This is a genomic window from Erythrobacter sp. S267 (genome assembly GCF_057365045.1).
In genome coordinates this window covers 751,699-766,171 of the sequence record NZ_CP200298.1, presented here as the reverse complement: position 1 = coordinate 766,171, position 14,473 = coordinate 751,699, and the positions used below count along the sequence as shown (strand labels likewise).

General features: G+C 60.4%; 16 protein-coding genes and 1 pseudogene. 4 read left to right on the top strand and 13 right to left on the bottom strand.

Going from position 1 to position 14,473, the window contains the following annotated elements; all coding sequences use genetic code 11:
- Positions 1-183, bottom strand: a complete 183-nt coding sequence (gene rpmF / locus AC0V6X_RS03385; protein ID WP_486183187.1) for a 50S ribosomal protein L32 — start codon at positions 181-183, stop codon at positions 1-3.
- A 248-nt stretch (positions 184-431) separates the two neighbouring features.
- Between rpmF and AC0V6X_RS03380 the strand changes: the two genes are divergently transcribed.
- On the top strand, positions 432-827 hold the full coding sequence (locus AC0V6X_RS03380) for an MAPEG family protein (RefSeq protein WP_486183186.1): 396 nt from the start codon (positions 432-434) through the stop codon (positions 825-827).
- Here the strand turns inward: AC0V6X_RS03380 and AC0V6X_RS03375 are convergent.
- The gene (locus AC0V6X_RS03375) at positions 733-1,749 is read right to left on the bottom strand and encodes an acyl-CoA desaturase (RefSeq protein ID WP_486183185.1); all 1,017 of its coding nucleotides are present in this window, start codon (positions 1,747-1,749) and stop codon (positions 733-735) included. The genes AC0V6X_RS03380 and AC0V6X_RS03375 overlap by 95 nt on opposite strands.
- Positions 1,750-1,836: 87 nt before the next feature.
- On the opposite strand from AC0V6X_RS03375, the gene AC0V6X_RS03370 reads away from it, so the two are divergent.
- A complete protein-coding gene (locus AC0V6X_RS03370; protein WP_486183184.1) occupies positions 1,837-2,154 on the top strand; it encodes a metalloregulator ArsR/SmtB family transcription factor in 318 nt (105 codons plus the stop codon).
- Here the strand turns inward: AC0V6X_RS03370 and AC0V6X_RS03365 are convergent.
- The 3 genes from AC0V6X_RS03365 to AC0V6X_RS03355 are packed head-to-tail and all read right to left on the bottom strand — an operon-like array spanning position 2,151 to position 3,886.
- Positions 2,151-2,792, bottom strand: coding sequence for an MBL fold metallo-hydrolase (locus tag AC0V6X_RS03365; RefSeq protein ID WP_486185503.1), 642 nt, complete (start codon positions 2,790-2,792; stop codon positions 2,151-2,153). The genes AC0V6X_RS03370 and AC0V6X_RS03365 overlap by 4 nt on opposite strands.
- A gap of 59 nt (positions 2,793-2,851) precedes the next feature.
- Entirely contained in the window at positions 2,852-3,154 is a 303-nt protein-coding gene (locus tag AC0V6X_RS03360) for a hypothetical protein (RefSeq protein WP_486183183.1), read from the bottom strand.
- 54 nt (positions 3,155-3,208) lie between these two features.
- Positions 3,209-3,886, bottom strand: a complete 678-nt coding sequence (locus AC0V6X_RS03355; RefSeq protein WP_486183182.1) for a S24 family peptidase — start codon at positions 3,884-3,886, stop codon at positions 3,209-3,211.
- A gap of 167 nt (positions 3,887-4,053) precedes the next feature.
- Between AC0V6X_RS03355 and AC0V6X_RS03350 the strand changes: the two genes are divergently transcribed.
- Both AC0V6X_RS03350 and AC0V6X_RS03345 read left to right on the top strand, forming a co-directional pair.
- The gene (locus tag AC0V6X_RS03350) at positions 4,054-4,332 is read left to right on the top strand and encodes a hypothetical protein (protein WP_486183181.1); all 279 of its coding nucleotides are present in this window, start codon (positions 4,054-4,056) and stop codon (positions 4,330-4,332) included.
- On the top strand, positions 4,322-4,756 hold the full coding sequence (locus AC0V6X_RS03345; RefSeq protein ID WP_486183180.1) for a hypothetical protein: 435 nt from the start codon (positions 4,322-4,324) through the stop codon (positions 4,754-4,756). The genes AC0V6X_RS03350 and AC0V6X_RS03345 overlap by 11 nt, the downstream gene beginning before the upstream one ends.
- 114 nt (positions 4,757-4,870) lie before the next feature.
- Here AC0V6X_RS03345 and AC0V6X_RS03340 read toward each other — a convergent pair whose 3' ends face one another.
- The 8 genes and pseudogenes from AC0V6X_RS03340 to fsa all read right to left on the bottom strand — a co-directional run bounded on the left by AC0V6X_RS03340 (position 4,871) and on the right by fsa (position 14,338).
- The gene (locus AC0V6X_RS03340) at positions 4,871-6,247 is read right to left on the bottom strand and encodes an aldehyde dehydrogenase family protein (RefSeq protein WP_486183179.1); all 1,377 of its coding nucleotides are present in this window, start codon (positions 6,245-6,247) and stop codon (positions 4,871-4,873) included.
- A gap of 17 nt (positions 6,248-6,264) precedes the next feature.
- Positions 6,265-7,924 (bottom strand): annotated as a pseudogene (locus AC0V6X_RS03335) (acetolactate synthase large subunit).
- A 118-nt stretch (positions 7,925-8,042) separates the two neighbouring features.
- The gene (locus AC0V6X_RS03330; protein WP_486183178.1) at positions 8,043-8,981 is read right to left on the bottom strand and encodes a D-2-hydroxyacid dehydrogenase; all 939 of its coding nucleotides are present in this window, start codon (positions 8,979-8,981) and stop codon (positions 8,043-8,045) included.
- On the bottom strand, positions 8,978-10,453 hold the full coding sequence (cysS, locus tag AC0V6X_RS03325) for a cysteine--tRNA ligase (RefSeq protein ID WP_486183177.1): 1,476 nt from the start codon (positions 10,451-10,453) through the stop codon (positions 8,978-8,980). Before cysS ends, AC0V6X_RS03330 begins: the two co-directional genes overlap by 4 nt.
- A 34-nt stretch (positions 10,454-10,487) precedes the next feature.
- Entirely contained in the window at positions 10,488-11,150 is a 663-nt protein-coding gene (locus tag AC0V6X_RS03320) for a nitroreductase (RefSeq protein WP_486183176.1), read from the bottom strand.
- On the bottom strand, positions 11,147-11,635 hold the full coding sequence (locus tag AC0V6X_RS03315; protein WP_486183175.1) for a hypothetical protein: 489 nt from the start codon (positions 11,633-11,635) through the stop codon (positions 11,147-11,149). Before AC0V6X_RS03315 ends, AC0V6X_RS03320 begins: the two co-directional genes overlap by 4 nt.
- A gap of 134 nt (positions 11,636-11,769) precedes the next feature.
- The gene (gene cobT / locus AC0V6X_RS03310; protein ID WP_486183174.1) at positions 11,770-13,620 is read right to left on the bottom strand and encodes a cobaltochelatase subunit CobT; all 1,851 of its coding nucleotides are present in this window, start codon (positions 13,618-13,620) and stop codon (positions 11,770-11,772) included.
- 64 nt (positions 13,621-13,684) lie between these two features.
- Entirely contained in the window at positions 13,685-14,338 is a 654-nt protein-coding gene (gene fsa, locus AC0V6X_RS03305; protein ID WP_486183173.1) for a fructose-6-phosphate aldolase, read from the bottom strand.
- Positions 14,339-14,473: the final 135 nt, after the last annotated feature.

Here is a 14,473-nt window from a genome sequence, read left to right as displayed (position 1 = left end):
TTAGATGCCCTTGGGCTCAATCACCAGACGGCCATTATAATAGCCGCAGTGATGGCACATCATGTGCGGACGCTTGAGCTCGCCACAATTCGAACATTCAATAAATGCTTCGACTTTGAGCGAATCGTGTGCGCGGCGATTGCCACGACGATGCGGGGAAACTTTTCTCTTAGGAACAGCCATGGCTACGCCACTTTCTCAATTAAAACGTTCAAAAGCGCGAGGAAACCGCGCGAAACTGTGATGACGCCTCTAGGGCAAGACCGCCTTTCGCACAAGCACCAGGCCCATGCGCTGCGTCCATGCCAATGTGGCGGGAAAGCGCGCGATATAGCGGAAAAATCGGAGGTTGCAAGCCGCCGTTGCAAGCTGGGCTAGCCCGCTCTAGCAGGCTACACGGATAAAGGGATTTAACGAGAGGGCTTGTTTTCATGGAAATGCTTCCAGTGACTTTGTCGACCGCAGCGGCGGCGGCAATCTTGAATGTGTGGCTGATGGTGCGCGTCGGGCGCGTGAGGACGCAGGAGAAGATCTTTGTCGGGGACGAAGATAACGAGGCCGTGATCCGCCGCATGCGCGCGCACTCCAACTTCGTTGAGAACGCACCCCTTGTCCTGATCCTGATCGCCACGATAGAACTCGCCGGCCACGGCACAGGCTGGCTGCACTACGTCGCCGGAGCCTTCATCCTCGCCCGCGTCGCCCACGGCATCGGCATGGATGGCGGAGGCCTTAGCAAAGGTCGGATGATCGGGACGATCGTTTCGATGCTGACGCTGGTGGGCCTTGGCGTGGTTGCTGCACTGATTGCTGGTGGGGTGATGTAGAAGAGGCTCCGACCACACGCAATTGCTTCCCACGACCAATCATGTGCTGCGGCAAGCAGATGTTCCAAGCTAATCCTAGCCGTTCCATCATTTGAATGAAGCGGTAGCCCCAATCGCTTTGACCGGGCTTGAGGCCAATCCGGGCGCTTCCGGGAAAGGCGTGATGGTTGTTGTGCCATGCCTCTCCCATTGTGATGAGTCCCGCCCATGGGACGTCATGCGCCTGCACGCCAGCGTCACGTACTTCCCAACTTTGCGGGCCTCGGCGATGCGCCAAGTGCCCGACAAGCCAATGGCCGTGGACCGTAAGAGCAATGCGCACGAAGACACCCCAAACGACAAACGGCCAGCCGCCTGCCCAATAGAGCAGTGCTGCAACAGGCAATTGCTGCAAAATCCAAGTCCTCTCAAGCCACCGGATGAAGCGGCTCTCTTCCAGCCTTGCGAGATTGAAATCCGGGGGATTGTCGAGCTTTAGGGTGCAGTGCAGCTGCCACCACGCATCGTGCAGCATAGGGCGGCGATGGGCGAGATAGTCGTGGCACACACTCTGACGCTGCGCCCAGTCGCGCAGGTCGTGGGTGCGCACAATCCACAAGGGCCCACTCATTCCTGCGACAGTCCCGCACCAGATCAGAATGCGCCTCATCCAAGGCGCCGTTTCAAAACTGCCATGGATCAACAAGCGATGGAAACCCACCGAATGGCCTAGCAAGAGCATAACGCCAGTGAGACCTAGCCCGACGATGACGGCAGAGGGTGTGGTAAAGAACGGGATCAACACCAGCGAAGCCACACGCATTCCGCCATTCCAAAGGCTGTGAACCGGGTCCCACTTTACCGTGCCATTTGCCGGATCAGCGTCCGGCGTTTGGGCGATCCAGTTCACTTCACAGCGGTCTCGGGTTTGGAGGCGGTTCATCGGCTCACTCCATAGGTATTTAATGTAATTCTTAATTGCCTTTGCACCCTAGTAAGGAATTAGGCAAGTGCTTATATGCCAAAGCACATGCAAAAGGTATTTGAAGCCCTCGCCTCTACGGTTCGCCGCAAGATCCTTGCCTACCTCTCGGAGTCAGAATTGACTGCGGGGCAGATCGCCGAACGCTTCGACATTTCCAAACCCGCTGTCTCCCAGCACCTATCCGTCTTGCAGAACGCCGGGCTCGTAGAGAGTGAAAAGCGCGGACAATATGTCCATTACCGGCTGGTGCGCGAGAATCTAACCAACACGCTCAATAGTTATGTGCAGGAGGTTTGTCCCGTCTCTCGCCCGCTAAAGCGTGAGAGCCAAAAGATGGCGGCGGAAGATCAGGACCCCACCTAAGATAACGCGTAATCGCTTACGAACGCGTTCGTCTTGCGCTCCTGACCAAACGTGCTGGTCGGGCCGTGGCCGGGGATGAAGGTTATGTCTTCGCCCAGCGGCCAGAGGCGCTTCGTGATCGAGTCGATCAGGTCCTGGTGGTTGCCACGCGGGAAGTCGGTGCGGCCGATGGAGCCTTGGAACAGCACGTCGCCCACAATCGCAAACTTGCTTGGCCCGTGGATGAAGACGACGTGGCCGGGCGTGTGGCCGGGGCAATGGATGACGTCGAGTGTCAGCTCTCCGACAGTGACTTTATCGCCCTGTTCCAGCCAGCGGTCTGGGGTGAAGCTCTTCGCCTCCATCCCGTAGCGCGCGCCGTCATTGTCGAGCTGCTCGATCCAGAACAGGTCATCCTTGTGCGGGCCCTCGATAGGCACGCCCAGCTCCTCCGCCAGCATCCCCGCCTGACCGCAATGGTCAAGATGGCCGTGGGTGATGAGGATTTTCTCGAGCGTGACGCCCGCCTTGGCGATGCCGTCCTTCAGCTTGTGGAGATCACCGCCCGGATCGGTCAGCGCCGCCTTCATGGTCTTCGTGCACCAGATGAGCGAGCAGTTTTGCTGAAGCGGCGTCACCGGAATGATCGCGGCTTTCATGGGAGGAAGTTTGGTCATGAGGGTGATCTAATTGCCCTCACCCCAACTCGCAAGCGAGCTTAGAACTCAAGCGGGCGTTGCGGCTGTTCGGGTTGTTTGACGAGGCCGGTGCGGTCGAAGACGAGCGCGACGCCGGAAATCACAACAAAGCTCACCACAGAACCAACGGCGAGTTGAAGGTGCGTGAGCGTTTCGCCGAGAGGCCAGAAAGGAAACTCGGTGGTCCAGATGATGACCACCGCCCAGGCGATTGTCGCGTAGGAAATTGCGGGCACACTCGCGCCGGTCAGCTTGCGCACGGCAAAAAGCACGATGACGAACATCACGCAGAATTCGGTGTGGTTGGTTAAGAACCGTAGCATGAGCGCCCCTCTCGATCAGAGGCATGGTCTTACTCTAAATGTCTTAAATCGCGCTTAAATCCGTCCCCCCTTCCAAACGACTCGGCCAATCACCTCCATCTCGCCCGCGTCCACATCCACCGGCGGATAGGCGAGGTTTTGGCTCAGCAGGGAGAAGCGCCCTGCTCCGGCTTGCGCCACGCGTTTGACCATCAGGGTGTCGCCCAGGCGGATAACATGGACGCCGTCGCGAAAGGTGCGCGGGGCGCGGTCGATGAGGATTTCGTCGCCATTGTTGAGCAGCGGCTCCATCGAGTCCCCCTCGACCTGGATGGCGGAGAGTTGCGCGCCCTCCAGCCCCTGCTCGGCAAGCCAGCGTCGCGAGAAACGAAACGCGTCGAAGGCGGCTTCGCTGTCGGGCAGTGCACCGGGACCGGCTGAGGCGCCGATGTTGAGGCGGGCGACTTCGACCCACTCCTCTTGCGCGTCCACCCGGGAGGGTGTGTAGGATTTTTCCTTTGATCGCGGAATCGATCCCGCCGGACCGCCCAGCTCCGCTTCCTCCACGCCGAAGAATTCCGCCAGCGTCCGACGGTCGCCCTCCTCCAGCTTCCGGGGAGAGCCCTTGCGGATAAATTGCTGGAGGTAACTCGCATTCCGCCCCAGCAATTCCGAGAGCGAAGCGAGGCTCGCCCCACGCTCCTGCGACAATTCAAGCAAGCGTTTCCGCGCGTCCAAAGCGATCTCGTCCACGGCGCACTCCTTCTGATTTCCTATTTCAATTCCTACACGAAAGATTTTTCCTAGACAAGTAGGATTTCGCATGGAACATAAATGGAACATTGAGCGATTCGCGGTGCAGGCAATGGCTCTTGTGACTTTGGCTAATTCTGGCCTCAACACGAGAAGGGATCACATAAATGCTGCTCCAGAAAGTCGAGAAGTTCCTGCGCCAACATGACATGGCCGCGACCAAGTTCGGGAGGCTAGCGGCAGGCGATCCGCGCTTTGTTCTCGACCTGCGCATGGGCCGCGTGCCCCGGACCGCGACGACCGAACGCACGGTTCAATGGATGGACCAATATGCCGCCGCGCAGGCCCGCGCGCAGGCCCACGCCGAGGCCACCGCCAACGCCTCCAATCGCTCTGCCAACACTCCCAGCACTTTTGAAACGAAGGCCTATTCCTATGCTGTATGATCCGACCCTGCTCGCCGCCCCTGCCGCGCGGTTTGAAACCAAGTCCGCTGATGCGTCTTCGCGTACCGACACGCCCAAAGCGCGCCCCGTCGCGCGCCGCTATCGCCCGCGCCGCACAACGTCAGACCGGGTGCGTGAGGCGCTGTTGATGCTGGCAGAGGGTCAGGCCGATCTGCTTACCCATGAAGAGACCACCTGGACCTCCATCACCTTTTCCGGGACGCGCCATGAGGTGATGCTGGACTTTAACGGAGCGCAAGCGGTGGAAGCAGGTGAAGACTTCATCGCCGAGCTGCCCGAGCACGAATTCACCATCCCCGGCCAGCTGGTCGCCGATGCGACGATCAAGGAAGTCGACCACCAATTTGGCGCTGATGAACGCATGGTGGTGACCGCGGTGCTGCTGTTGTTGGAGGAGAGTTGATGATGCTCGCCTCTTGGCCATGGCAATCAAAGCGCGACTGCGCGTCCGCAGGTGCCCGTAGCGAAGCGAAGGAATAGCGCCGAGGAGGCGGGCCCGGATGGGTCCGCCCAAACCTCAGGAATTAATCACAATCATTTTCTCGATGGTCATTTCATGGCAGGTGTAGGGTATACCTCCGACCCCGTGGCCTGATTGGCGAAGCCCGGCAAAGGGCATCCAGTCAGTGCGAAAGGCGGAGTGGTCGTTGACCATGATCGCGCTTGCATCCAACCCGCGATAGGCGTGCATCGTGGCGGCTAGATCGTTGGTGAAGACCGCCGCCTGAAACGCCACGTCGAGCGAGTTCGCTTGTGCAATCGCGGCGTCAACGTCGTCATAGGAATAGACACAGACGACTGGGCCAAAGACTTCGTTCGTTGAGATTGTCGCATCCGGCGCGGGGTTCAGCAGCACGGTGGGCGCGTAAGTGGTGTCGGAGAGTTTCTCTCCCCCGCACAGCACTTGCGCCCCGCCTGCGCGCGCTTCCTCGACCCACTGCGCGACACGGTCGACTTCCTTGGGGCGGATCAGCGGCCCGCATTCAGTGTCCTCGTGGATCGCGTTCCCGACTTTGAGCGCCTTGGCTCCCTCTGCGAGGCGTGCGGAGAGTTCGCCGACGATCGAGGAATGCGCGAAGATGCGCTGGACCGACACGCAGACCTGACCGGAGTGATAGAACCCGCCTTTGAGGAGGCTCGGCACGGCTTTGTCCAGGTCCGCGCTGGGATCGACAATCACCGGCGCGACGCCGCCATGCTCCAGAGCGCAGCGCGTGCCCGGCGCGAGTTTGGAGCGCAGGCCCCAGCCCACTCCGGCTGATCCGATAAAGCTGAAGAAGGCCACGCGCGGGTCGGTCACCATCGCCTCTGACGCCTCGCGGCTGGACATGACCGCCCTTGCCCAGTCCTCTTCCAAACCCGCTTCGTGCAGGATCGAGACGAACTCAAAGCACGAAAGCGGCGTGTCGGAAGCGGGCTTCACCAGCACTGGACAGCCCATTGCGACAGCGGGCGCGACCTGATGGACGATCAGGTTGAGCGGGTGGTTGAAAGCGGAGACCGCGACGACAACGCCAATCGGCTCGCGCGTGGTCCATGCCGTGCGACCGTCGCCCGCAGGCGTCAGGCCCATCGGGATCTCAGTGCCTTTCACAGAGCCGATTTCGTGGATGCACAGCTCCATCCCGTTGATCGCGCGGTCAACTTCGACCCGCGCATCGATCAGAGGCTTTCCCCCTTCCGCCGCCACCTGCATCGCAAGATGATCGCGGCGATCAGCCATGATGTCGCGCGCACGGTGGAGGATCGCCGCACGCTCATGCGGCTTCTTCCAGCGCGAACGATCACGCGAGAGCGCATGGGCCTTGGCGAGATATTCCTCAACCGTGGCCGCATCGACCTCCGGCACGCTGCCAATGGGCGACAGGTCAAACGGATTGACGACTTGTTTCATGGCACAGGGCCTCCCGATTAAAGCTCTGCGCTCAGTTTCTTGATGTCGATGTTCAGGATCTGGTCGTTCTCAGTGTAGTCGACAGGGCAATCGATCAGGTGGACGCCGGGCGTGTCGCGGCAATGGGCGAGGAGCTCTTTCAGATGCTCCGAGCTTTCAACCCTGTGCCCCTTCGCGCCATAGCTCTCGGCATATTGGACGAAATCGGGGTTGCCATAGGTCAGGCCGAAATCGTCAAAGCCCATATTGGCCTGCTTCCACCGGATCATCCCATAGGCATCGTCGCGCAGGATCAGCACTGTCAGGTTGAGGCCGAGGCGCACTGCGGTCTCCATCTCCTGAGAGTTCATCATGAAGCCTCCATCGCCGCAGATCGCCATGACGTGCCGGTCGGGATAGAGCATCGCGCTCATCATTGCAGACGGCAGGCCTGCCCCCATCGTCGCCAGCGCATTGTCGAGCAGCACGGTGTTGGGCAGATAGGCGGTGTAGCCGCGAGCGAACCAGATCTTGTAGACGCCATTGTCGAGGCAGATGATCCCGTCATGCGGCACGCAGTCGCGCACTTGCTGCACAAGATGAGGCGGGAAGATCGGGAAGCGGTCATCCTCGGCCAGCTTCTGGGTGTGGTCCAGCTCTGCCTGATGATAGGCGAGCAGCTGGTCAAAATTCCACGAGCGGTTCGGGACGATGTCTTCCTTGATCTGCCAGATCGCGTTGCCGATATCGCCGATCACCTCGATCTGAGGGAAGTAGACCGGGTCGACCTCCGCCGTCTTGGTCGAGACGTGGATCACCGTGACGCCATTGTCCTTCATGAAGAAGGGCGGCTTTTCGATCACGTCGTGCCCGACATTGATGATGCAGTCCGAAGCCTCCACCGCGCGGTGCACAAAGTCGCCTGCTGACAAAGCCGCACAGCCCACGAATTTGGGGTGGCGTTCATCGATGACGCCCTTGCCCATTTGGGTGGTAAGGAAGGGAATGCCGGTCTTCTCGACCAATTGTTCGAGCATCCGCCCCGCCATCTTGCGGTTCGCGCCTGCACCGATGACGATGATCGGGTTCTTCGCCGCCTCAATCGCCTTGACCGCCGCGCGCACGGCTTTTGCTTCCGCCGACGGACGCCGGGCGACGCTTTTGGGCAGCGGCTTGTAGTCGGTGGTGGGTTCCTCGGCGATATCTTCGGGCAGTTCGATCAGGGTTGCGCCCGGCTTCTCCTCCTCTGCCAGGCGATAGGCTTCGCGCACGCGGCTGGGGATGTTGTCTCCGGCTGCGATCTGGATCGAGTACTTCGTCACCGGCTCCATCAGCGAGACGATATCGACGATCTGGAAGCGGCCCTGTTTGGACTTCTTGATCGGCTTTTGCCCCGTGATCATCAGCACTGGCATCCCGCCAAGCTGAGCATAGGCGGCGGAGGTCACGAAGTTCGTCGCCCCCGGCCCAAGCGTCGCGACGCACACACCGGTCTTGCCGGTGTGCCGCCCATAGGTCGCAGCCATAAAGCCAGCGCCCTGTTCGTGGCGGGTGAGGATCAACTTGATCTTGCCAGAGCGGCCCAACGAGTTCGAGGAAATCGAGGTTCTCCTCCCCCGGGACGCCAAAGATATACTCGCAGCCCTCTGCCTCCAGACAGTCGATGAAGACGTCAGACGCTTTTTTGGTATCGCTCATTTCGTGAATTCCCCCCAATTCATGCACCACCCGATTGCACTGAGTGATGCTCCCATCCGAGGGCGGAGTATTGCAGGAATGCGCCAAATTCCAAGGGGGTCGGGGAAAATGGCGGCGATCAGTATCCCAATTTGGGATCGAAGATCGGCGCGACCGGCTTGCCTGCGCGGTAATTGGCGAGGTTCTCCAAGAAGCGCTGGGCGCTGCGGATGAACATCTTGTCCTGCGCCCGGCCCGACAGGTGCATTGAGATATGCGCGTTGTCGAGCGTCCACAGCTCGTGGTCCTCAGGCAATGGCTCAGGCGTGGTCACGTCGAGGAATGCGCCGCCAATCTGTTTGCCTTTGAGCGCCTCGATCAGAGCCGGCTGGTCGACGACTTCTCCGCGCGCAACGTTCACCAGCACCGCGTCCGGTTTCATCGCGGATAGCTCGTCTGCGCCGATCATCCCGTCAGTCTCCGGCGTTGCAGGTACGGCGAGGATGACCCAGTCAAACTCGCTGAGTTTCCCGCGCCATTGGTCCGGAGAGAGCACACCGTCAGAGGGGGTGCGGCGCACCACGGTCACATCGACATCGAAGGCTTCAAGCCGCGGCTTGATCAGCTTGCCGATCGCGCCAAAGCCAAGCAGCAGCGCCTTGCCGCCCGCCAGTTCGCGCTTGCCGGGACTGTCGAGCAACCACTCACGCCGCTCCTGCGCCCGCACCACTTCGCGGTAGCCCTTGGCGATGTTGAGCATGCCCATGATGACATATTCGGCAATCGTGATCGCGTTGATGCCTGCGCCATTGGTGACGGTGATCCCGCGTTCGATCAGCACATCCATCGGCAGAAAATCGAGCCCTGCATAGATCGAGTTCAGCCACTTCAAATCCGTCGCCGCCTCCAGCGACTTCACCATGTCATCCTTATTGTTAGAATCGAACCAGCCGATCTCCGCACCCTTGACCGCCTCCAGCGCCTCTTCGTGGGTCATGAACCAGCGCACATCGAGGTCTTTAGGAAGCTGCGGTTCAAGCAGCGGACGGATGAGGCCTGAGATGGCGAGTGTGGTCATAGCTTCCACTCCCAGCCCAAGGGGTCGCCGTCCATCACCTCTACGCCTTTGGCGGCGAGTTCGTCGCGAATGGCGTCGGAGGTAGCGAAGTCCTTCTCCGCGCGCGCAGCCTTGCGGCGAGCGAGCGCCTCCTCGATCTCGGCTTCGGTGATCTCGGCGGAGACCGGGCGGATGCGGAGTTCTTCGCGGGTGAGACTAAACAGGTTGAGGCCCAGCACCGCGTCCATGCTCTCGATCACGGCCCGCTTGATCCCGGCATCAACTTTCTTGACGCTGAGCGCATCTTCGAGCGCGGTCAGAGCAATCGCGGTATTGAGGTCGTCGGACATGGCCTCCTCGAACTTGGCGAGCGGCTGGGCAAATTTGGGATGCTCGGCGACGGGCGAAGCATCGGCATCGGCGAGCCGCTCCGCCTGCATCACCATCCTCTTCAGCCGCGTCAGAGCCGCCTCAAGTCCTTCCCAGCTGAACTCAAGCTCCGAGCGATAATGCGCCTGTAAACACATCAAGCGGTAGGCGAGCGGGTGGAAGCCTTTGTCGACCAGCAGTTGCAAGCGCAGGAACTCTCCGGAGGACTTGGACATCTTGCCGGATCGCTCGACGAGAAAGTTGTTGTGCATCCAGATGTTGGCACCGGAATTGGTCGCGTCATCCAGCCCCGCTTCACTCGCTGCACAGCACGAACCGCAGGTCGAAAACGCCTGGTTCTGTGCGATTTCGTTCGGGTGATGGATCTCCCGGTGGTCGATCCCGCCCGTGTGAATGTCGAAGGGGAAGCCCAGCAGCTTCTCGCCCATGACCGAGCATTCCAAGTGCCAGCCCGGAGCGCCCTTACCCCACGGACTATCCCACTCCATCTGCCGCGTCTCGCCTGCCGGGGTCTTGCGCCAGATCGCGAAGTCGCCCGCGTTGCGCTTGCCCTCCAGCTTCTCGATCCGGCCCTCACCCTCCTCGGTCACAGCGCGCGCGAGCTTGCCGTAATCGGCAACGGTTGAGATGTCGAAATAGAGCCCGCTGTCGAGTTCGTAGCAGTGCTCATCCGCCATCTGCTTGCCCCACTCGATCATCTCCGCGACATATTCAGTCGCCTTGGGATGCTGCTTCGGCTGGATGTTGAGGCGCGCCAGATCATTCTCGAAATCGGCCTGATAGAAGGCGGCGATGTCCCACGCGCTCTTGCCTTGCGTCGCCGCCATCTTCTCCATCTTGTCCTCGCCCTCATCGGCGTCGGAGGTCAGGTGGCCCACATCGGTGATGTTGACGACATGGGTGAGTTTGTAGCCCTTATATTGCAGCGTCCGCCCCAGCGTATCCGCAAAGACATAGGCGCGCATATTGCCGATATGCTGGTAGTTGTAGACCGTCGGCCCGCACGAATAGACCCGCGCCTCGCCAGGATGGACGGGGGTGAAGGTTTCGAGCTCGCGCGTCAGCGAGTTGAAGAGCTTGAGGCCAGAAGTAGGTGACGTCATGATGCGGGGTCTTTGCTAGGCCGAGGCCCCCCGGTCAATCGAAACCGACAAACTTGACCTGATCGTCCAGAGCGACGCGCTCGCGCTCGAAATTGTTCACCGGCGCCTCCGGGTCGCGGTAGCCGATCGCCATGCCGCAAAAGAGCATGTAGCGATCGTGGTCGAGGCCAAGGTGGTCGCGGATGACATTGGCATAGTAGGCCATGAACTCCTGAAAGCAGCTGTCCAGCCCCTCCTCGCGCAGCAACAGGGCAACGGTCTGGAGCCACATGCCCGTGTCCGACCATTGCGGCTCTTTCATCAGGCGTGGGAAGTAGACGAAGAGCACAGCGGGCGCGTCAAAGCTGGTCGCATTGCGCCCCATCGCCGCCATCCGCGCGGCTTTATCGTCGCGCGCAATGCCGAGCGCTTCGAACATGCCCTTTGAGATACCGTGGAGGCGCGATTTGTAATCGTCCTCAGCCAGAGGCGCGTTCCAGTCATACTCAAGCTCTTGCGGAGGCGTGGTCGTGATCTTGGCCTGCAAATCCTTGAGCGGCTGTCCGGTGAGCACCGTCGCTTCCCAAGGCTGATAATTACACCCCGACGCCGCCCAGCGAGCCTTGTCCATAACCCGGCGAATCGTGTCAAGATCGACCGGTGTGTCGAGAAACTCCCGCACAGAACGGCGGCTGGTGACGGCTTCGGTTACGTTCATTTGCTTGTCCAATTGTAGCTAAAGCGCAAAATGCGGTTGAAATGGTCGCTTACATCGTTTGGTGCACGCCATGACTTTACCGGTTTTCTGCCTGAGCCGGCGATTAAACTGCTTCTTCCCGCTGCAAAAAAGTCCTCAAACCGTGATTGCAGCGAAGTCGGCATGCCATGCGCGAGCAATACTGCGCTCAACTCGTTGGGAGTGATGTCAAAGCGACCGTGCCAGATGGCCGCAACCAATGCAGCACATCTGCTATCCGACCAATGAAAACTTGATCCGATAAATGATGCTTCGCAGAATTCATGCACGAGCTCTTCGAGCCTTGCCACCCTAGCCAAACTGAATGGCGGGAACCACGATGGGACACGGATACAATCAAGCGGGCGAGGCAAATCATGGTCTGGAGAAATTGATGTAATGGAACTCTCATCATTTGGATCTAGCTGGATTGCGAGTATTTCTCGCCCACCGAGCTGATGTTGCACGAGCCGTCCTTCCAAACCAACTTCGCGCCCCCCAAAGAATACCACATGGGTGCCCAAAGCTGGCAAAGCAGAGCTTCGCGCAAGACAGAATGGGCATTCACTCGATACACCTGTTTGGGTGACCAAGCTCTGGCTCACCGACGCCCCCTGCCTGTGCCCTTCTCATCCTCGAACAATTCGGCGAGCTGCTCCATGATCGTGCCGCCTAGCTGCTCGACATCCATGATCGTCACGGCGCGGCGGTAGTAGCGCGTGACGTCGTGGCCGATGCCGATGGCGACGAGTTGGATGGGCGAGACCTTTTCGATCCAGTCGATCACGCCGCGCAAATGCGCTTCGAGATAGCCTGCTGAGTTCACGCTCAAGGTCGAGTCATCCACGGGAGCGCCGTCGGAGATCACCATCAGAATGCGGCGCTCTTCGGGGCGGTAGATCAGGCGGGAGTGCGCCCAGAGCAGCGCTTCGCCGTCGATGTTCTCTTTCAGCAGTCCTTCGCGCATCATCAGGCCGAGATTGCGGCGCGCGCGGCGCCATGGCTCGTCAGCCTGTTTGTAAATGATGTGGCGCAAGTCATTGAGACGGCCGGGATTTTGCGGCTTGCCATCGGCCAGCCACGCCTCCCGCGCCTGCCCGCCCTTCCACGCTCTTGTGGTGAAGCCGAGGATCTCGGTCTTGACCCCGCAGCGCTCCAGAGTGCGCGCAAGGATGTCGGCACTGATCGCCGCAATGCTGATCGGACGCCCGCGCATGGAGCCGGAATTGTCGATCAGCAGAGTGACGATCGTGTCCTTGAACTCGACGTCGCGTTCCACCTTGTAGGAGAGCGCGGTACCGGGTGAGACGATCACGCGGGAGAGGCGCGCGGCGTCCAAAACGCCCTCTTCCTGATCAAAGTCCCAGCTGCGGTTCTGTTGTGCCATCAAACGGCGCTGGAGGCGGTTGGCGAGCCGTGTCACCACGCCCTGAAGCCCGGTCAGCTGGCTGTCGAGATAGGCGCGCAACCGGTCCAGCTCTTCGGCATCGCATAGTTCGGGCGCTTCGATTTCCTCGTCGAATTTCTCGGTGAAGGCATTGTAGTCGAGGCCATCGGGTATGTCGGTTTGCGGACGGTTTGGGCGGACGGGCGCGTCGGAAGCGTCGCCCTCCTCACCCGGTTCGCCGTCGTGCATTTCCTCGTCCGGGGCGTAGTCGTTATCGGCATCGCCCTCGCCGTCACCCTCGGCCATTTCGCCAGCGACTTCGGCGGAATCGGGATCGGCGTCGCCTTCCTGCTGCTCGTCGCCCTGATCCTGATCTTCCTCGTTGCCGTCCTCGTCCTCGCCGTCGTCATCCTCATCGCTCTCGTCGGGCGTGTCTGAGGGTTGCGTCAGGTCGAGGTCGCGCAGCATCTGGAGGGCGATTTCCTGAAATGCCTTCTGATCGCCAAGCTGCTCGGTCAGCGCCGACAAGTCTCCGCCGAGCTGTTCGAGGATAAACTCGCGCACCAGGCTGAGGCCCGCTTGCGCCTTGTCCGGGACGGCCTCTCCAGTCAGTTCCTCACGCACCAGCAAAGAGAGCGCAGTTTGCAGCGGCACTTCGCTCGCGTTCTGAGCGCGCACGATGTTGTCGGTCGCAAGGCGCATTTCCGTTGCGCTGTCGAGGTTGGACTTGATCCCGTCAAAACGGTTCGCGCCCAAAGCCTCATACCGCACCTGCTCGATCGCGTCATAGCAGGCGCGCGCCACCGGCTCAGGCGGAGCGCTGCGTGCGTGAAGTCCCGCATCGTGGTGCCGCAATTTCAGTGCAAAGCTGTCGGCAAAGCCGCGCGCTTCGGTGACTTGATCGGACGGCAGATCGCGGCCCGGCAGAGGCACGCGGAAGCGGTTGCCCGACGCTCCGGGTACGTCCGCGCTCCACGCAACCTCAACCTCGGCATCCTTGGAGATGGCGCGGGAGGCTCCGGTCAGGGCCTGTTTGAAACGATCGAGGGGGGATTCTTCAGCCATTTGAGCCTGAGCAAATGGGGGCAAATACCGCGCCCGTCAAACGTCTAAACCGCTTAACGTTACGTCAGACAATGGATTGCCCGGTCGCTTCCCAGTCCTTGAGGAAGCCTTCGATGCCCTTGTCGGTCAGCACATGCTTGAACAGCGCCATGATGACCTTGGGCGGCGCCGTCATGACGTCAGCGCCGATCTTGGCGCTTTCCAGAATGTGGGTCGGGTGGCGGACACTCGCGACCAGGATCTCGGTGTCGAAGGCGTAATTGTCGTAGATCAGGCGGATGTCGGAGATAAGGTCCATCCCGTCAAAGCCGTTATCATCATGCCGCCCGACGAAAGGCGAGATAAAGGTCGCCCCCGCCTTCGCCGCAAGCATCGCCTGATTGGCTGAGAAGCACAGGGTCACATTGACCATCGTGCCATCCTCGGTCAGCGCCTTGCAGGTTTTAAGGCCATCAACTGTCAGAGGCACCTTGATGCAGACATTGTCCGCAATTTTGCGCAGCACCTCAGCCTCGCGCATCATGGTTTCGTGGTCGAGCGCCACCACTTCGGCGGAGACGGGACCATCGGTCAGCCCGCAGATTTCCTTGGTCACTTCCATGAAATCGCGGCCCGACTTGTGGATCAGCGAGGGATTGGTCGTCACCCCGTCAAGCAGGCCGGTCGCGGCCAGTTCCTTGATGTCGTCAATCTCGGCAGTGTCAGCGAAGAATTTCATGGGTTCGGGCCTCTCTCAGGTTGCAATGTGCGAGTCGCGTTTCGCGCGTTGATTGGCACAAGCTGTAGGGGGTCCGCCAGATGTAGGCCAAGTGGCTTACACTGTCTTGTGAACTGATATTATGCGGCCTGTGGC